At 66.1% G+C, this 21,870-nt stretch carries 21 protein-coding genes and 1 pseudogene; 2 read left to right on the top strand and 20 right to left on the bottom strand.

The annotated features are described in order from the left end of the window. Window positions 1–8: 8 nt before the first annotated feature. The 14 genes and pseudogenes from AUC68_RS04535 to ruvC form a co-directional block, all read right to left on the bottom strand. Window positions 9–1,306: pseudogene (locus AUC68_RS04535) on the bottom strand (adenylosuccinate synthase). Between the two features lie 109 nt (window positions 1,307–1,415). Continuing rightward, on the bottom strand, window positions 1,416–2,591 hold the full coding sequence (locus AUC68_RS04530) for a phosphoserine transaminase (RefSeq protein WP_069436561.1): 1,176 nt from the start codon (window positions 2,589–2,591) through the stop codon (window positions 1,416–1,418). A gap of 196 nt (window positions 2,592–2,787) precedes the next feature. Further along, window positions 2,788–3,102 carry an outer membrane protein gene (locus AUC68_RS15560; protein ID WP_083240410.1) on the bottom strand — a complete coding sequence of 105 codons (315 nt, stop codon included), beginning with the start codon at window positions 3,100–3,102 and terminating at the stop codon, window positions 2,788–2,790. After that, window positions 3,090–3,638 (bottom strand): hypothetical protein, encoded by a 549-nt coding sequence (locus AUC68_RS16670; RefSeq protein WP_083240409.1) that lies wholly within the window; start codon window positions 3,636–3,638, stop codon window positions 3,090–3,092. The genes AUC68_RS15560 and AUC68_RS16670 overlap by 13 nt, the downstream gene beginning before the upstream one ends. A 204-nt stretch (window positions 3,639–3,842) precedes the next feature. Next, a complete protein-coding gene (gene glmM, locus AUC68_RS04520) occupies window positions 3,843–5,192 on the bottom strand; it encodes a phosphoglucosamine mutase (RefSeq protein ID WP_069436612.1) in 1,350 nt (449 codons plus the stop codon). A gap of 210 nt (window positions 5,193–5,402) precedes the next feature. After that, on the bottom strand, window positions 5,403–6,470 hold the full coding sequence (gene folP, locus AUC68_RS04515) for a dihydropteroate synthase (RefSeq protein WP_069436560.1): 1,068 nt from the start codon (window positions 6,468–6,470) through the stop codon (window positions 5,403–5,405). Window positions 6,471–6,566: 96 nt separating this feature from the next. Continuing rightward, window positions 6,567–8,495, bottom strand: coding sequence for an ATP-dependent zinc metalloprotease FtsH (gene ftsH, locus AUC68_RS04510; protein ID WP_069436559.1), 1,929 nt, complete (start codon window positions 8,493–8,495; stop codon window positions 6,567–6,569). A 243-nt stretch (window positions 8,496–8,738) separates the two neighbouring features. Further along, complete coding sequence (gene tilS / locus AUC68_RS04505; RefSeq protein WP_069436558.1) at window positions 8,739–10,043, bottom strand: tRNA lysidine(34) synthetase TilS; 1,305 nt, start codon at window positions 10,041–10,043, stop codon at window positions 8,739–8,741. Window positions 10,044–10,110: 67 nt separating this feature from the next. Further along, window positions 10,111–10,677 (bottom strand): OmpA family protein, encoded by a 567-nt coding sequence (locus tag AUC68_RS04500; protein ID WP_069436557.1) that lies wholly within the window; start codon window positions 10,675–10,677, stop codon window positions 10,111–10,113. Between the two features lie 770 nt (window positions 10,678–11,447). Then, a complete protein-coding gene (locus AUC68_RS04495) occupies window positions 11,448–12,176 on the bottom strand; it encodes a MotA/TolQ/ExbB proton channel family protein (RefSeq protein WP_069436556.1) in 729 nt (242 codons plus the stop codon). 117 nt (window positions 12,177–12,293) lie between these two features. Next, window positions 12,294–12,767, bottom strand: a complete 474-nt coding sequence (locus AUC68_RS04490) for a YbgC/FadM family acyl-CoA thioesterase (RefSeq protein WP_069436555.1) — start codon at window positions 12,765–12,767, stop codon at window positions 12,294–12,296. Continuing rightward, window positions 12,764–13,813, bottom strand: a complete 1,050-nt coding sequence (ruvB, locus tag AUC68_RS04485; RefSeq protein ID WP_069436554.1) for a Holliday junction branch migration DNA helicase RuvB — start codon at window positions 13,811–13,813, stop codon at window positions 12,764–12,766. The genes AUC68_RS04490 and ruvB overlap by 4 nt, the downstream gene beginning before the upstream one ends. Then, a complete protein-coding gene (ruvA, locus tag AUC68_RS04480; protein ID WP_069436553.1) occupies window positions 13,810–14,427 on the bottom strand; it encodes a Holliday junction branch migration protein RuvA in 618 nt (205 codons plus the stop codon). Before ruvA ends, ruvB begins: the two co-directional genes overlap by 4 nt. Next, complete coding sequence (ruvC, locus tag AUC68_RS04475) at window positions 14,424–14,963, bottom strand: crossover junction endodeoxyribonuclease RuvC (RefSeq protein ID WP_069436611.1); 540 nt, start codon at window positions 14,961–14,963, stop codon at window positions 14,424–14,426. Before ruvC ends, ruvA begins: the two co-directional genes overlap by 4 nt. Before the next feature lie 176 nt (window positions 14,964–15,139). Here ruvC and AUC68_RS04470 point away from each other — a divergent pair, with 176 nt between their 5' ends. Further along, a complete protein-coding gene (locus tag AUC68_RS04470) occupies window positions 15,140–16,006 on the top strand; it encodes a hypothetical protein (RefSeq protein WP_069436552.1) in 867 nt (288 codons plus the stop codon). A gap of 101 nt (window positions 16,007–16,107) precedes the next feature. On the opposite strand, the gene AUC68_RS04465 is transcribed toward AUC68_RS04470, so the two are convergent. From AUC68_RS04465 to AUC68_RS04455, 3 genes are all read right to left on the bottom strand, one after another. Beyond that, window positions 16,108–16,518, bottom strand: a complete 411-nt coding sequence (locus AUC68_RS04465) for a lysozyme inhibitor LprI family protein (RefSeq protein WP_069436551.1) — start codon at window positions 16,516–16,518, stop codon at window positions 16,108–16,110. Window positions 16,519–16,580: 62 nt separating this feature from the next. Further along, window positions 16,581–17,855, bottom strand: a complete 1,275-nt coding sequence (locus AUC68_RS04460) for an ATP-binding protein (protein WP_069436550.1) — start codon at window positions 17,853–17,855, stop codon at window positions 16,581–16,583. Continuing rightward, the gene (locus tag AUC68_RS04455) at window positions 17,852–18,571 is read right to left on the bottom strand and encodes a response regulator (protein WP_069436549.1); all 720 of its coding nucleotides are present in this window, start codon (window positions 18,569–18,571) and stop codon (window positions 17,852–17,854) included. Before AUC68_RS04455 ends, AUC68_RS04460 begins: the two co-directional genes overlap by 4 nt. Before the next feature lie 194 nt (window positions 18,572–18,765). Between AUC68_RS04455 and AUC68_RS04450 the strand changes: the two genes are divergently transcribed. After that, window positions 18,766–19,425 carry a Spy/CpxP family protein refolding chaperone gene (locus AUC68_RS04450; RefSeq protein ID WP_069436548.1) on the top strand — a complete coding sequence of 220 codons (660 nt, stop codon included), beginning with the start codon at window positions 18,766–18,768 and terminating at the stop codon, window positions 19,423–19,425. A gap of 194 nt (window positions 19,426–19,619) precedes the next feature. Here the strand turns inward: AUC68_RS04450 and AUC68_RS04445 are convergent, their stop codons facing one another. From AUC68_RS04445 to AUC68_RS04435, 3 genes are read right to left on the bottom strand one after another with little or no spacing between them, the layout of a single operon-like run. Then, window positions 19,620–20,471: a glycosyltransferase family 2 protein gene (locus AUC68_RS04445; RefSeq protein ID WP_069436547.1), complete on the bottom strand. Its 852-nt coding sequence runs from the start codon at window positions 20,469–20,471 to the stop codon at window positions 19,620–19,622. A 39-nt stretch (window positions 20,472–20,510) separates the two neighbouring features. Continuing rightward, complete coding sequence (locus AUC68_RS04440) at window positions 20,511–20,933, bottom strand: diacylglycerol kinase (protein WP_083240407.1); 423 nt, start codon at window positions 20,931–20,933, stop codon at window positions 20,511–20,513. A 26-nt stretch (window positions 20,934–20,959) separates the two neighbouring features. Beyond that, window positions 20,960–21,709, bottom strand: coding sequence for a YebC/PmpR family DNA-binding transcriptional regulator (locus AUC68_RS04435; protein WP_069436546.1), 750 nt, complete (start codon window positions 21,707–21,709; stop codon window positions 20,960–20,962). Window positions 21,710–21,870: the final 161 nt, after the last annotated feature.

Raw genomic sequence — 21,870 nt, 5'->3', positions numbered from 1 at the left:
GTCGTCCCCTACCCCGCGAACGGATCGCGCACGAGGATCGTATCGTCCCGCTCGGGGCTCGTGGACAGGAGCGCTACGGGCACGCCCGTCAACTCCTCGACCTGCGGACATATTTGATGCATTGCGCGGGCAAATCCGCCCAGGAGCGCGCGCCTTGCGTCGATTCGGTCCAGCCCTCCATCTCTTCGTAGACGGGCTGGACGCGCGCCTGCGCCCCTTGGGCCGCGGGCAGGTAGTCGAGCTCCACCCCATCGAGCGTGTACCCGACGCAGATCTTGAGCTTGCCGTCGGGGATATCGTCCAGAACGTCGAGCTTGGTCAGCGCGATTCCGTCGATCCCCGCCACCTTGCAGGTCTGCCGCACGAGGCACGCGTCGAACCAGCCGCAACGGCGCGCACGCCCGGTCACGGTCCCGAATTCCGCCCCGCGCTCGCCAATCAGCCTGCCGGTTTCGTCGTGCAGCTCGGTGGGGAACGGTCCCTCGCCGACGCGGGTCGTGTAGGCCTTGGTGATGCCCAGCACGTAGCTGATCGCGCTCGGCCCGATGCCGGAGCCGGTCGCGGCTTGCGCCGCAACGGTGTTGGAGGACGTGACGAACGGATAGGTGCCGTGATCGATATCGAGCAGCGCTCCTTGCGCGCCCTCGAACAAAATGCGTTTGCGGTCGCGCTTGGCCTGGTCGAGCAGCGACCAGACCGAGTCCATATAGGGCAGGATCTTGTCGGCGATCTGGGTGATCTGGTTGCACAGCTCGTCCGCCGAAATCTCGGGCTCGCCGAGGCCGCGCCGCAGCGGGTTGTGATGGGCGAGAATGCGCTCCACCTTGGGCTTCAGGACCGACAGGTCCGCCAAGTCCATCACGCGCATGGCCCGCCGTCCCACCTTGTCCTCGTAGGCCGGACCGATACCGCGCTTGGTGGTGCCGATCTTGCCCGCACCGGCCGCCGCTTCGCGCAAGGCGTCCAGCTCACGATGCAGCGGCAGGATCAGCGTCGCGTTCTCGGCGATGCGAAGATTGTCCCGTGTGATCGCCACGCCGAGCTCCTCGACACGCGCGATCTCATCCACCAAGGCCCACGGGTCCACCACGACCCCGTTGCCGATCACGGAGAGCTTGTTCTGACGCACGACGCCAGAGGGCAGAAGCGAGAGCTTGTAGGTCTTGCCGTCGACCACCAGCGTGTGACCGGCATTGTGTCCGCCCTGAAAGCGCACCACCACATCGGCGCGCTCGGACAGCCAGTCCACGATCTTGCCCTTGCCCTCGTCACCCCATTGGGAACCGACGACCACGACGTTGGCCACGATGAAAACCCCTAAATCCCGGAAAGAACACACAAACGGCCCCGCGAGAGCAGGGCCGTGTGTCGTTATAGCCTGTGGGGCGCCCCGAAGCGAGCCTTCGAAGACCTTCTCAAGCCGCCCCCGCCAACGCCTCTTTTTCGGCGTGGAAGGCCCAATCGAGCCAGGGCATCAAAGCCTCGACATCCGTGCGCTCGACCGTGGTCCCCGTCCAGATCCGAAGGCCCGGCGGGGCAGCCCGGTAGGCGGCGATATCGTAGGCGACGCCTTCCGCCTCCAACCGCTTGGCCATGCGCTTGGTGAAAGCGGCGAGCGCGTCCGGGGACAACGCCGTCACCGCGGGATCGACCACTTTGAGGCAGACGGACGTGTTGGATCGCGTCTTCGGGTCCGTCGCCAGAAAATCGACCCAGGGCGTTTTCGCGACCCAATCGGCAATGACACCGGCGTTGGCATCGGCCCGCGCGATCGCGCCCTCAAGGCCGCCAATGCCCTCCACGAACGACAGAGCCGCCAGATAGTCCTCGAGGCACAGCATCGACGGGGTGTTGATGGTCTCGCCCTTGAACACGTCCTCCATCAGCTGGCCCTTCTTGGTCAGGCGGACCAGCTTCGGCAACGGCCATGGCGGCTTGTAGGTTTCCAGCCGCTCGACCGCGCGGCGCGACAGGACCAGCATGCCGTGCTGCGCTTCGCCGCCCAGCGCCTTCTGCCACGAATAGGTGGTGACATCGAGCTTGTGCCAATCCATGTCCTGCGCGAACACGGCCGACGTCCCGTCGCAGATCGTCAACCCTTCGCGGTCCTCCGGAATCCAGTCCGCATCCGGCACCCGCACGCCCGAGGTGGTGCCGTTCCAGGCGAACACGACATCGCGGGTGAAGTCCACCTGGGCGAGATCGGGAAGCGCCCCGAAAGGGGCCTCCAGGACGCGCACGTCGGCGAGCTTGAGCTCGTCGACAATGTCCGTAACCCAGTCCGCGCTGAAGGCTTCCCAAGCCAAGACGTCGACGCCCCGCGGTCCGAGCAGGTTCCACAGCGCCATCTCGACCGCACCCGTATCGGACGCCGGCACCAGGCCCACCCGGTAGCCTTCCGGCAATTCGAGCAGCGCCCCCGTCCGCGCGAGGGCCTCGGCAATCCGCCCTTTCGTGTCCGCCTGCCGGTGATTGCGCCCCAGCAGGGCCCCGTTGAGCGCATCGAGCGTCCAGCCCTTGTGCTTGGTGCACGGGCCCGACGAGAAGCGCGGGTTTTCGGGACGGCGTGTGGGTTTGTTCGACGAGGTCACGGGGGAACTCCGGCAGGATCATGATGGCCAAAGCCCGCGGCGCACACGCAGGAGGCTTTGATGGATGCGGTGGACTAGCGCGCGCCCGTTCCGCCCGTCAAGCGGTTGGCGCAAGGGCGCTGCGGGCCTTGCCTCAAAAGGAAAACCGCCCGTCGGAAGGACGGGCGGTTAGGCTGTCAGTCGGATGGACGATGGGCTATTTGAACGCGACCGGCATTGGGGCGGGAACCGGTGCGTGGCCCAATTTCCAGCGCATGCCGAGCATGAGGTCATGCGAGGTGATGTTGCCGAGATCGACCCCCGCGTAAGCGCTGGTGCCGTCGTAGGCCGTCACTTTGCCGCTCTTCGCTTCGCCCAGATCGGTGTAGCGGTACGACAGGTCGAGCGTCACGGATTCGTTCACGTCGTAGGCGACACCGCCATAGACGGCCCAAGCGAAGTTCGTCTGGGTATTGTCGGCACCGTAGGCGACGCCGCCATTCGGGACGTTCACGTCCTTCAGGCCGAGCACGGAGACCGAGGCGATACCGATACCGGCGCCACATAGGGCGTGAAGCAGAAATACGTGCCGAGATCCGCATAGGCATTCCACAGACCGACCCAGCTTTCGATGTCGGCGGTGTATTCATTGGTGCCCGGCAGGAACTGCCCCTGATTGGAATTACTGGCACGGTTGTAGGTTCCGTTGCCGCCCGGATACTTGTCCTGGGCGATGAACAGCGACTTGCCGCGATATTCACCCGTCATGTCGAAGCGCAGCCACTTGTTGAACTGGTAGCCGACACCGACACCGAACAGCGGCGAGCTCTTGATGTCCTCATGGACAACCGTGAAATCGTTGTAGCGGTACAGCTCGGAGCTGATGCCATCGACAACCGGGTTGGCGGCGCCGATGAAGCCCCGCAGGTAAATCGGACCCGTGCAACCAACGCACGGGGCCTCCACGATAGGCGGCGGAGGCGGAAGGCCGAGATCGGCCGCATGAGCAACCGTTACTGGCGCCATGGCCAGCACGGTGGCGAGAAGAGTTTTACGTGTCTGTCCCATCTGAATACCCCTTATGACTGCAGCCCTTGCGATCACGGCGCTCCATGCCGATTCGCGTTGGCTGTCTCGTGTGGGGACTATCGGAGGGTTTGGTTAATGGACCCCTAATGGGCGGCTCAGACTGGCACAGCCAGAGCGTGCGCGCCGTCTGGCGCGGCGAAAACCGCCGAATTCTGGGGTTTTTTCGAGAGTGGAGAAGGACGCCTACGCGGCGGCCGCGTCCGAAAGAGCGTGAACGATGTCCGAGACAACGGTCTTAACCAGCCCCTCGTCGTCGCCTTCTGCCATCACGCGAATCACCGGTTCGGTGCCCGAGGGACGGATGACGAGCCGCCCGGCATTGCCGAGCCTGGACTTGCCGTCGTTGATCGCGCGCTGCACGCCGACATTATCGAGCGGCAGGCCGTTCTTGTAGCGCACGTTCTCCAGGACCTGGGGCAGCGGCTCGAAGCGGTTGCAGACTTCGCTCACCGGCCGGCCGCTTTGGACCACCACGGCCAGGATCTGCAGTGCGGTGACGAGACCGTCGCCCGTGGTCGAGAAGTCGGACAAGACGATGTGGCCGGACTGCTCGCCGCCCACATTGTAGCCGTGCTGGCGCATGTGTTCGGTCACGTAGCGATCGCCCACGGGCGTCCGGGCCAAGCCGAGACCGAGATCCTCCACATAGCGCTCGAGGCCGAGATTGGACATGACCGTGGCGACGATGCCGCCGCCGGCCAGCCGCCCGCGGCGCAGCCAGAACTCGCCGATGACCGCCATGAGCTGGTCGCCGTCGATGATGCGGCCCTTCTCGTCGACGATCACGACCCGGTCCGCATCGCCGTCGAGCGCGATCCCGATATCGGCCCGCACTTCCTGGACCTTGCGGATCAGGTTCTGCGGCGATGTCGACCCGCAATCCTTGTTGATGTTGAGACCGTTGGGATCGACGCCGATCTTGATGACTTCGGTGCCAAGTTCCCACAGCGCTTCGGGCGCGACCTTGTAGGCGGCGCCGTTGGCGCAGTCGATCACCGCACGGATCCCGTCGAAACGCAAATTGCGCGGCAGCGTGCGCTTGGCGAATTCGATATAGCGCTCCCGGGCGCTTTCGATCCGGGTCGCGCGGCCGATGCGTTCGGCGGAGGCCAGCAGACGCGCGGAATCGCCTTCGACCAGCGCTTCGATCTCACCTTCCTGCTCATCGGAGAGCTTGTAGCCTTCCGGCCCGAACAGCTTGATGCCGTTGTCGAGATAGGGATTGTGGGAGGCGGAGATCATCACACCGAGATCCGCCCGCAGCGAGCGCGTGAGCATGGCCACCGCAGGCGTCGGCATCGGGCCGAGCTGGAACACGTCCATGCCGGCCGCCGTGAAGCCGGACACCAGCGCGGACTCGATCATATAGCCCGAAAGCCGGGTGTCCTTGCCGATCACCACGCGATGACGATAGGACCCATTGGTGAAGAGCTTGCCGGCCGCCATGCCGACCTTGAGCGCCACTTCCGAAGTCATCGGATGCGAGTTGGCGCTGCCACGGATTCCGTCCGTGCCAAAGAACTTTCGGGCCATCCCGGTCATTCCCCCGTCGCTGCCACCAAGCGTTCACTATGATGCGGCCTGGCCGATATTTTGGAAACCCTCTTTCGCCCTTTGCGGGAATCCCCTTCGCGATACCCCCGGACGAGAAAGGCGGATTATGCGCCCGCCGACGGCGAAAATGGGTTCAAAAAATGTAAGCAAAAGTTACATTTCCACCCGCCCCGAAAAGCCCATTTTTCCTTAAGTTTCAGAGCCGAACATGGCGGCACGCCAGACACCGAGGGCCTGGCTCGTGCCCGCAACGTCGTGCACCCGGAAGAGCTGGGCCCCTTGGGAGGCCGAGGCGATCGCGGCGGCATGGCTCCCCGGTTCGCGGGCTCTGGGCTCGGCCGCCTGTCCGAAGCGGCGAATGAACTGTTTGCGGGACGCACCGATCAGAAGCGGGACGCCAAGTCCGTGGAACAGGCTGACATTGGCGAACAGCGCGAGATTGTGCTCGAGCGTCTTGCCGAAGCCGAGGCCGGGGTCCGCGGCGATGCGCGACGCAGGAAGGCCGGCCGCGACACACGTTTCAATGCGCGCCTCGAGATAGTCGAACACCTCCAGCACCACGTCGGCATAGGTCGGGTTGTCCTGCATGGTCTTGGGCTCGCCTTGCGCATGCATCAGCACAACGTCGAGCCCGGTCTCCACGGCAACCTGGAGCGAGTCCGGATCGTAGGTGAAGGCCGAGACGTCGTTGAAGATCTTAGCCCCGGCCTTCGCGGCCGCGCGCGCCACCTCGGCCTTGCGGGTGTCGATGGAAATGGCCGCGTGCGTCCCCTTGAGCCCTTCCAGCACGGGCAGGACGCGCGCGAGTTCGTCCTCGGACGCAACCGTTTCGGAGCCGGGCCGCGTGGACTCACCGCCAATATCGACGATGGCGGCGCCGTCCTTGATCAACTCCGCCGCGTGCGCCACCGCGCCCTCGGTTTCGTTGTAGAGCCCGCCATCGGAGAAGGAGTCCGGCGTCACATTCACGATGCCCATGAGCGTGGGCCGCGACAAATCCAGCCCCGCAAAGGGCGGACGGGGCCGCGTCACGAGATCGAGCCGCGACCGCAAGTCCGGATCGCCCGCCTCGCCGAGCGCCGAGGCGGAAAAGATATAGGCCTTCGATTTCCCGGGCGCGCCTTCGATGAGCTCGACGCCCGTAAAGGCGATCGGCCCGCCCGCCAAGGGAAGCGCAAGCCCGTCCTCGATGGCGGCATCGGCCTGGGGCCCGTAAACGAAGCCCAACGGGCGGAGATAGATTTTTCCGTCTGCCATGGGGAGAGCCCTAACACATCGGATCGTGCCGGCACAAAGCAACATGCCCGGCGCGAAGGCCGGGCATGCGTGTTCGTCTGAGCCTTGGAGCAGCCCTTAGGTCGGCTGCGGTTCCATGCCGCCGGTCTCCGGTGCCGGCGGCTTCTTGCCCCGGCCCGAAACGGGCACGGCCGATTGCGGGCCGCCCTGATCGGTATCTTCGGCGGGGAAGTCGCGCACCGGCGGCTTGCCCTTCAACAGATCCTTGATCTCCTGGCCGGACAGCGTCTCGTATTCCAGGAGCCCCCGCGCGATCGTGTGCAGATCGTCCAGGTTCTCGGAGATGATCTTCCGGGCGCCTTCGAAGCCCTCGTCCACGATGCGGTGAATTTCCTCATCGACCATGGACTGGGTCTCGTCGGACAGGTGCTGCTGCCGGGCGATGGAATGTCCGAGGAACACTTCCTCTTCGTTGTCGCCATAGGCCAGCGGCCCGAGCTTATCGGACATGCCGAACTGGGTGACCATGGCGCGGGCCAGTTGGGTCGCCATCTTGATGTCGGACGATGCGCCCGAGGTCACCTTGTCGTAGCCGAACACCACTTCCTCGGCGACACGGCCGCCCATGGCCACCGCCACGTCCGCCTTCAGCTTGGCGCGCGTGTGCGAGAGCATGTCGCGCTCCGGCAGACGCATGACCATACCCAACGCGCGGCCGCGCGGGATGATCGTCGCCTTGTGGACTGGATCGGACGCAGGCTGATGAATTGCCACCAGCGCGTGACCGCCTTCGTGATAGGCCGTCAGCGTCTTCTCCTCCTCGGTCATGGCCATGGACCGGCGCTCCGCGCCCATCATGACCTTGTCCTTGGCGTCCTCGAACTCGTGCTGCGTGACGAGACGCTTGGACCGGCGCGCGGCCAACAGCGCCGCCTCGTTGACGAGGTTGGCGAGATCGGCGCCCGAGAAGCCCGGCGTGCCGCGCGCGATGACCCGCAGGTCCACATCCGGCGCCAGCGGCACCTTGCGCACATGGACTTTCAGGATCTTCTCGCGGCCGATGATGTCGGGACGCGGCACCACGACCTGGCGGTCGAAACGGCCCGGACGGAGAAGCGCGGGGTCGAGCACGTCAGGACGGTTGGTCGCGGCCACCAGGATGATGCCCTCGTTCGCCTCGAAGCCGTCCATCTCGACCAGCAACTGGTTCAGCGTCTGCTCGCGCTCGTCGTTGCCGCCGCCGAGACCGGCGCCGCGATGACGGCCCACCGCGTCGATTTCGTCGATGAAGATGATGCACGGCGCGTTCTTCTTCGCCTGGTCGAACATGTCGCGGACACGGCTCGCGCCGACGCCGACGAACATCTCGACGAAGTCCGAACCGGAGATGGTGAAGAACGGCACATTGGCCTCGCCCGCGATCGCGCGTGCAAGCAGCGTCTTACCGGTGCCCGGAGGACCGACCAGAAGCGCGCCGTGCGGGATGCGCCCGCCGAGCTTCTGGAACTTCTGCGGATCGCGCAGGAACTCCACGATCTCCTGCAAGTCTTCCTTCGCCTCGTTGACGCCGGCGACGTCGTCGAAGGTCACGCGGCCGTGGCGCTCGGTGAGCAGCTTGGCCTTGGACTTGCCGAAGCCCATGGCCCGGCCGCCGCCCGACTGCATCTGGCGCATGAAGAAGATCCACACCGCGATCAGGAGCAGCATGGGGAACCACGAGATCAGCACGCCGAACAGCGAGGGCACGTCCTCCTCGGACGGCTTGGCCGTGATCGTCACGCCCTTCTCGTGCAGCGTCTGCACAAGGCCCGGATCGTTCGGTGCATAGGTCTGGAAGTTGCGGCCGTCGGAGAAATGTCCGGTGATCTTGTTCCCGGCGATGGTCACATCTTGGACGCGGCCGCTATCAACTTCGGAAAGCAGCTGCGAGAAACTGATTTCGTTGCCGCGAACCTGGACGCTGTCGCTTTGGAACAGATTGAAGAGGGCGAGCAGCAGAAGGCCGATAAACACCCAGACGATGAAATTGCGAAAGTTCGAATTCATGCACTGACCTGATGGATGGATCTTCGCGGCATACGGGCCATACGGACGCTTCCAAGTTCTGGACGCTCCCAGATTCCCCGCACGGGACGGCTCATTTAAGCCCAATTAACATAAGAACGGGCACTTCGTTTGCCAAGTAAAGCTAACGTCAAGTCGTGGACGCTTTCTGAACAAGCTTACGCTGAAATCCTTCGGAAAAAGACCGATCCTGACTTTACCCCGCCTTGGCCCGGATTCCAGAACCTAGCCCGGTCCCCAAAGGAATGTCGCCCGGCAGTCAAACCCGCCTTCGTGGCGCGACAATGGCGCAGCGAAGAGGGCGCCGCCTTGACCGAAATCAGGCAGAACCAGCCGTCCGTCACCGCGCCGGCACACAGGCAGCGCGCAGGCCGCCAATCGGGGCACGGCAAGGGCGCGGCCCTCGCCTTGGGTGAACGCCGCGATCCCCTCCTCGCCCAGTGCCTCGACCGTCACGGCCTCTCGCGCCCCCGCGCCGAGTTCGACACGGAAGCGATTGTCCCACAGCATCCGCTCGCCCGGTTGCAGCGCGCCGCGCGGCAGGCCGGGCTTGCGGACTTCCCGGAAGACGGCGAGGCGCCCGCCCGAGGGCACGATCTGGCAACGCCCCAGGGTCTGGACCGTGTCGGGGCTCGCGCGAAGGCCGTCGTAGAGGGCTTCGAGCTTGGCGAGCCGCACCGGCTCGGACATGCCGCCCACGGTCCCGATGAGCCGGCCCAGCGTCCTCAAGGCCACCTCGTCGGGCGCACCGAGCAAGGCTGGCAGGGAAACCGAGGCGTAGCCGGCCGGGCTCCGCTCGCCGTGGCGGTCGAAAAACGCATCGACACTGGCCTCCAGCGCCGAACGGGCCCGCCGCAGCCGCCGGGCCGAACGGGCGATCGCGGCCGGTTCGAGGCCGATTTCCGAGAGCGCGGCCATGGCCTCGCGTAGACGCCCGCGCTCGAACCGCCGGTCCGCATTGCTCGGATCGGTGACGAATGGCAGTCCGGCCGCCGTAGCGGTCGCGATCAGCCGCGCCTTCGGCACGTCGAGCAAGGGCCTCAGAAGCGTCAGTCCGGCCCAGCGCCCCTGTTCGGGAATTGCGGCCAGGCCATCGAGCCCGCTGCCCCGTTTCAGCCGCATGAGAAAGGTCTCGGCCTGATCGTCCAGATGATGGGCGGTCACCAGCGCCGGAATATCGTGGGCCGTGCAATAGGCCGCCATGAGGTCGTAGCGGGCGCCCCGCGCGCGCGCCTGCAACCCCGCGTCGACCTGCCCATGCCGCCATGTCAGGATCGCGTGGCGCAGCCCCATGTCCTCAGCGACGCGCGCGACCGTCTCCGCTTCGGCCCGCGACCCGGCTCTGAGATCGTGATCGACGGTCAGAACCACGGGCGCTGCCCCCCCCTGCCGGCGCGCGAAGCCTGCGCTCATATGCATGAGCGCAAGGCTGTCCGGCCCGCCGGATACGGCGAGCGCATAGAGCCGATGGTCGGCCAAGGGGGCCAAGATCCGATCGGCCTCGGCCTCGGTGAGCGGGGTGGATGTCATAGACCCCAGCATTGGCCCAACAGGCCCGTTACGGCAAGTCGGGGCTGCCGAGGAGCGCTGGCAACAATCAGCGCATCGCGAGCGGCGGCGTCACGACCGTCCGCACCCGGCGGTTTTGCGCCCGGCACGACAGCGCCGGGCAGTTGGCGACCAGGCGCTCCTTCCCGTAGGACACGGTCGGGATCGGGATCGCCCGGAGGCCGTTGGTCTCCAGGTAGATCTTGACGGCGACGGCCCGCTCGGCGCCGAGCATCAGATTGTGCTGCTGGGTGCCCCATTCGTCCGCATGGCCTTCCACGAGGATCCGGTAGCCCGGATGCCGCTTCAGCCATTGGACCTGCCGCTGCAAGGTGGCCTTCGCTTCGGCGGACAGTTCGGAACTGTCGCCCTCGAAATAGACCACGTCGCCCGCCGTGGCCGCGAACGCCGCGGACCCGGACAATGGCGTCGCGCGATCGGCTTTGGCGGGGGCCCGCGCGGCAGGCGCCCCGGTGTGGCCCGAACCGGCGGCACCAAGCGAATATTCCCGCGGCTGCGACTGTGGCGCAGGCGCGAAACAAGCGGACAAAGTTGAGACGAGGAAAAATGCGCCCAACAGGGCGCCGGCGCGGCCGAAGCCACCGCACAGACGCATAACCGGTTACTCCCAAACACACTTGGTTTTGGGAGAGCCTAGAGCCCAAGCCGTTAATGCGATGTTAGCCGGTTAAGCCTCGGGTAAGCACAAGACCGCAGACCCCATCGCGGCGGCGCGGCTTCCGGTCCTGGCCAAGAACCGAACAAGACCCGGATCAGAATCCAGGCCCAAAAAAGGAAAAGGATGCTCCGGGCGCTGAAATCTCGAGCGCCTTGAGCATCCCAAATCCCGTGGTGGAAACTCGAAAGTTTCCGCAAATCCGCGCGCCAAAGGCGCGCAGGATTTGCCAAACCGGTCGTTAGCCGAGCTTCAGCGGCTCAACAACAACGGCCTTCTCGTGGTGGCCGAAGCAACCGCCAAGCGAAACGGCGGCAGCAACCAGCATGACAGCGGCGATAACGCCCTTCAAACCCTGCATGGTCTTCTCTCCTTTGGTTAATACGGCAAGTGCCGTCTTTGCGTGTACCGGTGCAGCGCAATCAGATCAAGATCGGACTGAGGTCCTTCGACGGATTTGCCAGCCCATGATGCGAAAATGCCACGCCGAATCCCGTTGTGCATCCTCACGAAGCTATCCCTCGCTGATACGCCGATCAAGGCGCCGTTAACCACGTTGAGTGGTTCGCGTTAATGAAACGTAACCATCTGTTGCAGCCTCGCCACAGAAAGCGCCCAAACGTCGAAAAACCGGGCAGATCGGCGAAAAAAACCGGGCGACCTTGGACCCGGACTCGCCTAGGACGCGCCGTGCTGCCGCGGACGAGGCCCTAGGCGCCCCGGTCGATCTGGCGGGAGAGGATGGCGGAGAATTCGTCGGCGAAGCCTTCAAGACGCCTCATGTAGCGCTCGGCCTCCACCGCGAATTTGGCCGAGAACACCTTGGCGGGGATGGCGACCAGGAACCCCAACGCCGCCGGCAGCAGGCTCTGGGCGATTCCCGGAGCCATGGTCGCAAGGCCGGCGAGATCGGACCCGGCCGCCGCCTGAAACGCCGACAAAAGGCCCCAGGCCAGCCCGAACAGGCCCAACAGGGGCGCGGACGCGGCGATCGCGGAGAGAAGGCCCAGCCGGCGCCCCAGCCGCTCCACGTCCCGGGAGACCGCCACCGCCATGACCTTCTCGATACGCCCTTGGACGCCGGTCAAGGGCCGGGGCGCCTGCGCCCCGTTCTCGCTCTCCGTCGAGCGCTTCCACTCGCGCATCGCCGCCACGAACAGGGACGCCATGCCCCCGTTCCGCCGCTGCGACAGGGCCTGATAGAGCTCGTCCAGCGCCTGCCCCGACCAGAAGACCTTCTCGAACTTGTCCGCCTCTTTGCGGGCCTTGGCGAACTGAAACAGCTTTTGGAGGATGACGACGAGGCTCCAGACAAAGGCGATCAGAAGCACGGCGATGACCAGTTGCACGGCCAAAGGCGCATCGAACACCAGCCCCAGCACCGAGGGGGCCGCGAACGACGGATCGGCAACGGCGAGCGCGGCATCATCCGGATTCATAGCAAGCCTCTCCTGCACGGCCCAAACCGCCTGACGGTTTTGGGCCCTGAAAATACGCGCCGAAACAGACGGTTCAAACCCCACGCCCGCAACGTCGTCCGTCATGCGCCTATAAAGTCAGCCCGGCGCCTTAACGAAACGTTCAAGCGCGTCGCGGACCAGGCGTCCCAGGCGTTGCGGCTTCCCCGCCTTCGAGACGAGCACCACGGAGACCATGAGACGCGCCAGAACCGCGCCGTCGCGGCGAACCTCCTGGCTCAGGGTCAGCGTGGCACCGCCGATCTCCGCGCAGCGCGTGACGACTTCGAGCACCTCGTCGATATGGGCGGGCCTCAGATAGTCCACCTCGATGCGCCGCACGACGAAGACCGCCGGATCGCCCGCCTCCGGGTTCTCGAGGCTCCGGTGATCGATGCCGAGATTACGGATGAAGTCGGAGCGGCCCCGCTCGCAGAACTTGAGGAAATTGGCGTGATAGACGAGACCGGTGAAGTCGGTGTCCTCGAAATAGACACGCACGGGCAGGATATGCGTATCCCCCTCGATACGGCCGGCAAGGTCGGGCCAATCTCTAGACGATGCGCCGCTCAACGGTCCTCGCCCTCGTTGTCGCCGCCGGTGAACAGCGTCCCTTGGGCGGCCTCCGGCGGCGCGGCGAGCCCTAAATGGGCAAAGGCCTGACCCGTGAGCACACGGCCCCGCGGCGTGCGCGCGATGAAGCCCTGCTGCAGCAGGTAGGGCTCGATGATTTCCTCGATGGCATCGCGTGGCTCGGAGAGCCCCGCCGCGATCGTCTCGATCCCCACGGGCCCGCCCCCGTAGTTCTCGGCGATCAGCCTCAAGTAGCGATGATCCAAGGCATCGAGGCCGCGCGCGTCCACTTCGAGCTGCGACAGGGCGCTGTCGGCCAGTCCCGCGTCCACGGCCCCGTCGCCTTGCACGGCCGCGAAGTCGCGCACCCGGCGCAACAGGCGCGCGGCCACACGCGGCGTCCCCCGCGACCGCTTCGCGACCTCCAAGGCGCCGTCGTCGGTCAAGGGAAGGCCCAGGAGCCGCGCGCCCCGGCGCACGATCTCCTGCAACTCGCTCACCTCGTAGAACATGAGCCGGATGGGAATGCCGAAGCGTTCGCGCAAGGGCGTCGTCAGAAGTCCCGTACGTGTGGTCGCCGCCACCAGCGTGAACCGGGCCAGATCGATCCGCACCGAGCGCGCCGCCGGCCCCTCGCCGATGATGAGGTCGAGCTGGAAGTCCTCCATGGCCGGATAGAGGATCTCCTCCACGGCCGGGCTCAGGCGATGGATCTCGTCGATGAAGAGAACGTCCCGCTCTTCGAGATTGGTGAGAAGCGCGGCAAGATCGCCCGCCTTGGCGATCACCGGTCCCGAGGTCGCCCGGAAATTGACCCCGAGCTCGCGCGCCACGATCTGCGCCAGCGTCGTCTTGCCGAGGCCCGGTGGCCCTGCGAACAGCACATGATCCAGCGCCTCGCCCCGCGACCGCGCCGCATCAATGAAGACCTTGAGGTTCGCGCGCACTTTGGCCTGACCGATGAACTCGGCAAGCGTTTGCGGCCGGAGCGCGGCTTCCGGCTGGTCGTCGTCGCGTTTCACGGAGGCCAGGACCCGCTCGGTCATTGCGACAGCTCCTTCAAGCCCAGCCGGATGAGTTCGGCGGCGCCCGCCTCATTGCCCGCCATGCGAATGGCCGCGCTCACGGCGGCGGCGGCTTCGCCGTGGCCGTAACCGAGGTTGGTGAGCGCGGAGACCGCATCGCGCGCGGCAAGCCCTTCGGGGAGCTCCGCCACCGGAGACGGCGCGGCGCCGGGCACGGAAATCGCGGGCGCAAGCGCGGGCATCTTGTCCTTCAACTCGGCGACGATCCGCGCGGCGACTTTCGGTCCCACGCCTTGGGCGCGGGCCACATGGGCCTTGTCCTGCAGCGCCACCGCGTTGGCAAGGTCCGCGGCGGACAGTGTCCCGAGCACGGCCAGGGCCACTTTGGCGCCCACGCCCTGTACGGTCTGCAGCGCCCGGAACCAGGCGCGTTCGTGCTCGGTCGCGAAGCCATAGAGGCGCACATTGTCCTCGCGCATATGGGTATCGATAGAGAGCGACACGGTCTCGCCCACCGGCGGCAGGCTTGCGAGCTGGCGCGCACCCAGGGTGACCTCGTAGCCGACCCCGCCCACGTCGATGATGGCGGTCGAGAGCGAGACCGAATCCACGAGCCCCGTCAGCTTGCCGATCATGACGCCGTCCTTCGGACGTGGAGATCGGCCCGTGCAACCGCCGCCTCGAGCCTGGACCAGGATCGCGAATGGGCGTGGGTGATGGCGATGGCGAGCGCATCGGCGGCGTCCGCGCTGTCCGGCTCGGCGCGCGGGAGCAGATATTTCACCATGGCGCGGATCTGGTCCTTGTCGCCGTGGCCCGCGCCGACCACGGTCTTCTTGACCGCGTTGGGCGCATATTCGGCGATGGTCAGTCCCGCGAGCGCCGGCACCAGCATGGCGATGCCCCGCGCCTGTCCGAGCTTCAGCGTGGCGGCGCCGTCCCGATTGACGAAGGTCTGCTCGACGGCCGCTTCCGCCGGCGCCGTCCGCTGCAGAACGTTCGAGAGCCCGTCGAAGATCTGCCGCAGCCGCACCCCGAGGTTTTCGGCGGCATCGGACGACACGGATCCACAGGCGATGAAGCCGAGCTTCACCCCGTCCGTCTCGATCACGCCCCAGCCCGTGCGCCGCAGGCCCGGGTCGATGCCGATGATTCGAATCGCGCCCCTCATGGCCGAATCGTAGCACAGCGCAGGGCCTGCGCAGGACGCATGCGCCACCGAAATTCCCGCAAGGCCGGGAACGGACGGCATCCGGCCGCGTTGAAAAGTTGAAGAAACCGGTCCATCGCCTGGCGCACGCCAGTTGTGGCCAGGTCCCTGGCGATCGTCATGGAGGGGGAACCGGCATGGCCGGTGCGACACGCGAAGTCATCGATCCGATCGAGGCGGCCAAGCACGGCATCGGCAGTTCCAGGCGCCTCATCGCCGCGACGCTGGACGACCTCAGCCAGCACCATAGCTGGCTCGAGACCTACCATCGCGACGAACGGCTGCGGGCCGAGCGCCTGCGCCGTCAGAGATTTCTGGAGCGTCTCGCGCTCATCCGGCAACGGGCGGCCGAAAGGACCAACCGGGCGGCACGCACCGCGTACCAGGCAGGCCGTGTCGCCGCGAAACTGTCGAAGCGGCACACGCTGGCGTTCCTGCGCTGGGCGGCACCGCGGGCGCGCACGGCCTCCCGTCACGCCGCAACAACCGCGTCCGAGGCTTGGTCCTGGACACGGCGCCGCACGCCGGAGTTCACACATCGCGGCGCAGAGGCGGCGGCGCGCGGCTTCAACTGGTCGGTCCGGGCCTCGGACGACGCCGGATACGTGTTCCGGCGGCGGATGGCAGCAGTCTATGCGGAAGCCGCCGCCGAACTTGCGCGCCGGACCGCGCCGATGCGCCGCCGGGGCGTTTCCGCATGGGCCCGGGCCCGTCTCCGGGCCCGGCGTGGGCGCGCCCTGGCGGAGCAGCACCTCGTCGCGCCCATCGCCGGATCGCCGTCGCTCGCACGCGCGCAGAAGAGCCTCCATCGCTGGACGATCCGGGGACAGCGCGGCGGCGCGCACGCAGCCATCGAGGCCCGCCAACAGATGTTTCGGCTGGAGTCCGACCTGTCCGCATGGATCGTTCGCATCGTGCCGGAACTGCGCCGGCGCTGGAGGCCCACATGCCGGACACGGTCTTGGCCGCAAGGCCGGCGAGCCGCCCCACCGGCCGTGCCCTGATTGTGCGGCCGACAACGGCGCTTGCGTGCATCGCTCGGGGCGGAAACCGGCTGCCTGTCCTCTATCGCGATTGAACCCGCGCCCGCGCGCCCATGCGTGCGCTACCGGTCGAGGAAACGCGCCTTCAGGTCTTTGGTCCGGGCGGTCGTATGGTCGAGCAGGCAGAAGACTTCGGCGTTGGACCGGCCCGAGCCGCCGTACCATTCGTAGCCGACCGCCTTGCAGTCCTCTTCCTTGAACGCGATCCAGCTCCGCTGTGACGCAAGCAACGTCTCCTTCCAGTCCTTCTGCGCGTCCGCCGGCATGTAATCGTTGCTCGCGAACGTCGCCATGACCTTCGTCCACACGGCGTTCAGCTCCGCATCGGCCGCCTTGTAGGCCTTGCCGACGCATTCACCGATCTCGACCGTCGTCTGCGCATCGGCGCAGACGGCTTGGTCTTCCGCGAAACTCGGACTCGACGGCAAAAGCCCAAAGCCCAGACAGCCCGCCAGCAGCATTGAAACGCGCATCGGAATCCTCCCGCCCACACTCAGTTTGTGTGGCCCACTATCCACCGCGCCCGTGACAGTTCTCAAGCGCCGTCTGTGTCCGGGTCTTCCTGCTCCGGCGCCTCGGGCAGCGAAACCGTCTGCAGCAGGCCGCCGGCCGGCCGGTTGACGATTTGAATGGTGCCCCCCGCACGCGTCACGATCTCATGGGAGATGGTCAGGCCGAGCCCGGCGCCCGGGATGTTTTGACGGCGCGCGGGATCGGCCCGGAAGAACGGCTCGAAGACTTGGCCGAGCACGGCCTCGGGAATGCCCGGGCCGTCGTCTTCGATCGTCACCCGGCCGGTCGTCCCGTCGCCGGTCACGCCCACCCGCGCGCGAACCCCATGGGTTGCCGCGTTGATGATGAGATTGCGCAAGGCACGGTTCAGCTTCAGCCGGCCCGCCACGACCGTCACGGGATGCGAGTCGGCCAAGGTGACGTCGAAGTCCTGCTCCTTCAGGTCCTTGCAGATGCTCTCGACGAGCGTGTCGAGCCGCAGCCGCTCCGGCGCCTCCGCGCCCGTTTCCTCACGCACGAGCAGAATCGCGCTATCGGCGATCCGTTCGAGCTCGTCGATATCGTTGAGCCATTTCTCCCGCTCCTCGTCGTCGGACACGAACTCGGCCCGAAGCCGCATGCGGGTAATGGGCGTGCGCATGTCATGGCCGGCGGCGGCCACGAGCCGCATCCGGCTCTCCATCGCCCGCTTCAACCGCGCCGAGAGCGAGTTGAGCGCGCGCGCCGTCGCGCGGACCTCCGCCGGCCCCTTCTCGGGCAATTCCGGCATCACCCCATCGGGCCCCACGGACGCGACCGCGTTCTCCAGAAACACGAGCGGACGCACCATGCGGCTCGACGCGAAGACGGCCACGGCCGTGGCGCCGACGGTGATGAGGAACAACCAGCGCAGAAGCCCCCACCACGGCACGCCCTGGGGCGGCAGCCGGGTCATGGGCATGCTGAACCAGCCCCGATCTTCAAGCGGAATCCAGGCATAGAGCGAACCCCGGCGCCACCGGTGGCTGCGTGCGACGACCACGTCGATGTCGTGCCCGAGCTCCTCGAGCTTCTCGCGCAACGCCTTTGTCGTTCGGCGATAGGGATGTCCGCGCGGCTCATCGCTAAGCTCGACCGAGTCGGGCACCTTCGCCACCAAGTCCGCCATCAAGGCCACCTGTTTGGCCGCGACGTCGAGCGCGTGGCCCGACCGCGGCGGCGGTCCCAGGAGGAAGAACAGCACGAACGTCATCAGCGCCATGACCGAGACGATGGCGAGTACGAGCAGGACCGCGATCTTCACGCGAAGCGTATTCATACCGGGCCGTCCTCGGCGTCGACCTTCACGGCGAGCTGATAGCCGCCATTGCGTACGGTCTTGATGAGCTGCGTCCCCCGACCGCCGAGCTTGCGCCGCAGCCGGCTGATCAGCACGTCGATGGAACGGTCGAACCCGTCGCCCTCACGCCCGCGGGTGAGGTCGAGCAACTGGTCCCGGGAGAGGACGCGTCCGGGCCGCTCCAGAAACGTGTTGAGGAGATCGAACTCCGCCCCGGTCAGATCCACCTCGCCGTCCGGCCCGGTGACGCGCCGGGTCTGCGGGTCGACCGTGTAGTCCTCGAAGCGATAGACTTTCTCCACCGGCACCTCCGCCGGAACGTCGCCGCGCCGCCGCAACACGGCGCGCACCCGGGCGATCAGCTCGCGCGGATTGAAGGGTTTGCCGAGATAATCGTCGGCCCCGATCTCGAGGCCGATAATGCGGTCCACATCTTCCTTGAGCGCGGTCAGGAGAATGATGGGCACGTTGGAGCGGCTGGCCCTGAGGTCGCGGCAGGCATCGAGCCCCGATCCGTCCGGAAGCATCACGTCGAGCACGACCAGATCCACGTGATGGGTCGCCAATTGCTCATGCAGCTCCCGGCAGCTTTCGGCCAGCAGAACGCGGAAGCCCTGGCTCTCCACATAGCGGGCCAGAAGCTTCCGGATTTCGGGATCGTCATCGACGACGAGAATACGAGGAGGCGTTGTCATGGCAGCGCTTTCTAACCCCACTCTGCGCCGCTCACGAGGGCAATGTTGTAACGAAAACCCATGGAGGGGGCTCCAGCAATGTTTCGACACAAATTTGCCTGGTCGGGAAACGTTCCGATACGCGCGAGACCTAGGCCTGCAACGAATGGGGCTTAGTTCTCGGTACAGCAGCAACAGACAAGGATGTTAGTCACATGAAGCTGACCAAGACATTTGCGACGATCGCCGTCGCCGGCGCTTTGAGCCTTGCCGGACTTACGGCCGTCACCATGGCCGTCGGCCCCGAACGCGCCCTGGCCTATTCCGGATCGCATGGCGATGGCCCCAAGGGCAAGATGTGCGAGCGCGGCAAGCATGGCAAACACGGCAAGTACGGAAGACAGGGCCATGGCCCGCGCGGGCCCGAGCATATGGCCGAGCGCCTGGCCGCCATGGAAACGCAAATCGGCATCCGGGCCGAGCAGCTTGACGACTGGCGCGACTTCACCGACGCGCTGCAGGCGACGATGAAGCGGCCCTTCATGCGGCCGGCAGCGCCCGCCAAGATGGCACCGGGCGAGACGCCCGCACCGTTCTCCCTGGCCGAAGGCCTCGCCGACCGCACGATCGAGCGCGCCGAGGAAGCCGAGAAGCTGAAAGCGGCCGTCGCCAAGCTCCGGACGACGCTGACGCCCGAGCAACTCGAGAAAGTCACCGAGATCGAGAAGCACTTCAGGGCTCGCATGGCACGGCACCATGGCTGGAAGCGCGGTGGCTGGAGCCAGGGCAAGCCTGGCCCCGATGCGCGCCCGCAAGCCGCGCCCGACGCACCGGATGCCCCGGCCGACGACGAGGACGAGGACGACAACACCTAGAGGACGCACAGGCTTCGGCTGCTCTCCTGAACCGAATCTCCTGGCCGCTCTCCCCACACATCCGGCCAGGCGTGCGAAAGGCGGGAACTGCAAGGGTTCCCGCCTTTTTCGCGTCGCCGTCCGCTTGGCGCCACCGGCTTTGCCGGGTCTGCTTGGGGCGCCGACTTTGCCCGGTCTCGCTGGCTCCCCGTGCCCTATTTGGCCACCGGCATCGCCACGGCATTGGCGAACAGCCCCTCGCCCCATTCATGCAGCGCGTTGCCGAAATCCGATTCCGTGTGGATGGCCTTTCCCTTCCGCGCCTCCCATTTGGCGCCATAGGTCTCATAGGGGAAGTGCCGCACATAGTAGTCGCAGGTCTCTTCCCAATGTGCGACCGACAGCGACTTGCCGTAGTGCTGGCAGTAGAGATCGGTCTTGACGGACGTCATGCCCCGGGGCGTGCGCCCGTCGCCCTCGGCGAAACCAATGCCCTCGTGGTTGCGCCAGAACATGAGAATGTCGCGCTGCTCGGGCCCGTAGAACCGGCGGAAATCCATCAGCGGCCGGTCGGACGTGTAGGGATCCTGGTCCTCGGTCGTCATGTAGGCATCGAACAGCCGGACCCGTAGCGCATCGCATTCCGCGTCCACCCCGCGCAGATAGGCGCGTAAATCGCCGGTCACGCGCTCGTCCGGATCGAAACAGAACATCCAGTCATGCGGCAGCCGCGCCCGCGCCATGTCGAGCAACAGCCCGCGATGGCGCCCTTCGGCGAGCTTCCGCGCGTCCACGTCCCGCTCCCACTCCCGATTGGCGACGATCAGCGCGACCTTGGGGTGCGCGCGCAAGAGGTCGACCGTCTCGTCCGTGCTGGCATCGTCATAGGCGACGATCGCGTCCACGTGTCTTGCGAGATAGTCGAGCGTGTCGGGGAGGATCAGCGCCTCGTTGCGCATCCGCGTCATGGCGACGAGCTGATGGGGCCGGTCCAGCAGCGCATCGTTGCCCACGATGACGCTCTCGGTGTCCCGAACCTGCCAAGTTCCTGTACCCGCTGTCGTCATTCAACACCTCCGGATTCGAACGACTGAAGGCGTTCCGCCTTACACGAAGAACCGGTCCACGACGGCCACGATCCAGATCATGGCCGTGACGGCGATCACGCAAAAGACGCCGGCGGATGCCAAATCCTTCGTGACCTTGATGGCTTCGTGCCGTTCCGGATGGACGTGGTTGCAGAGCCGCTCGATGGCCGTGTTGAGGAATTCGGCCGCAAGCAGCATGACGAGGCTCCCCATCAGCGCCGCCCAGATCCACAGACTTTCGGCAACGAAGATCGAGACCGGCAGGGCCACGACCGCCAAGGCCGCCTCCTGCTTGATGGCCGCTTCCGTCGCCAGCCCCTCGCGGAAACCGCCGACCGTATTCCAAAAGGCCCGGCCGATGCGCACGAGTCCGCCTTTTCCAGGCAACGCGGCCTGCCCCTGTATGGGCCGGGAGGCGGCGCCTTCGCGGGGTCCGGACATGTCCATGATCCTTGCCTTTCGCAGCCTTACGCCGCCGTGAGCTTCTGCAGAACCTCTTCGGACAAATCGAAATTCGCGTAGACCTGCTGCACGTCGTCGGAATCTTCCAACGCGTCGATCATGCGCAGGAGCTTTTCGCCGGCCTCTTCGTCGATGGGCACATCGAGCTTGGGCCGCCATAGGATCTGCATCGCCGCCGCCTCGCCGAAGCGCTCCTCGAGCGCCTTGCCGACCTGATGCAGTTCGTCAGGCGTGCAATAGACCGTATGGCCGTCATCGGTCGTCTCCACGTCGTCGGCACCGGCGTCGACGGCCGCCTCCAACATGTCGTCGGCCGACGCCTTGTCGGGGTCGAACTGAATGGCGCCCAGACGGTCGAAATTGAACGACACCGCGCCGGTTTCACCGAGATTTCCGCCATGCTTCGAGAAAATGGAGCGCACTTCGCTCGCGGTGCGATTGCGATTGTCCGTCAGCGCCTCGACAATTGACGCCACGCCCGCGACGCCGAAGCCCTCGTAGCGGACTTCTTCGTAATTGTCGCCGCCCGCTTCCTGGCTCTTCTTGATCGCCCGATCGATATTGTCGTTGGGCATGTTCTGGCCCCGCGCGGCCTGGATCGCGGACCGGAGCCGTGGATTCATCGCCGGGTCGGGCAGCCCCAACTTCGCTGCCGTGGTGATCTCGCGCGCGAGCTTCGAGAAAAGCTTGGCGCGCTTCTTATCCTGAGCCCCTTTGCGGAACTGGATGTTCTTGAATTTGGAATGGCCTGCCATGGCCTGATCCCTAGTCGCTTCGGGGCTTTGCGGTCAAGTCCCAGGGGGGCTGTGCGGGGGGGTATTGGGCGGTTTGGGGCTGGGCGGGGACGCGCGGGAGGGGGTAACGCGGGCAAAAAAGAAGCCGCCCCGAAGGGCGGCTTCCGCAATCTGTCGTCCGG

The sequence above is a fragment of the Methyloceanibacter methanicus genome (assembly GCF_001723285.1).
Classification (GTDB): Bacteria; Pseudomonadota; Alphaproteobacteria; order Rhizobiales; family Methyloligellaceae; genus Methyloceanibacter; species Methyloceanibacter methanicus.
The sequence above is the reverse complement of the archived record's forward strand: the minus strand, read 5'-3'. Positions and strand labels throughout refer to the sequence as shown.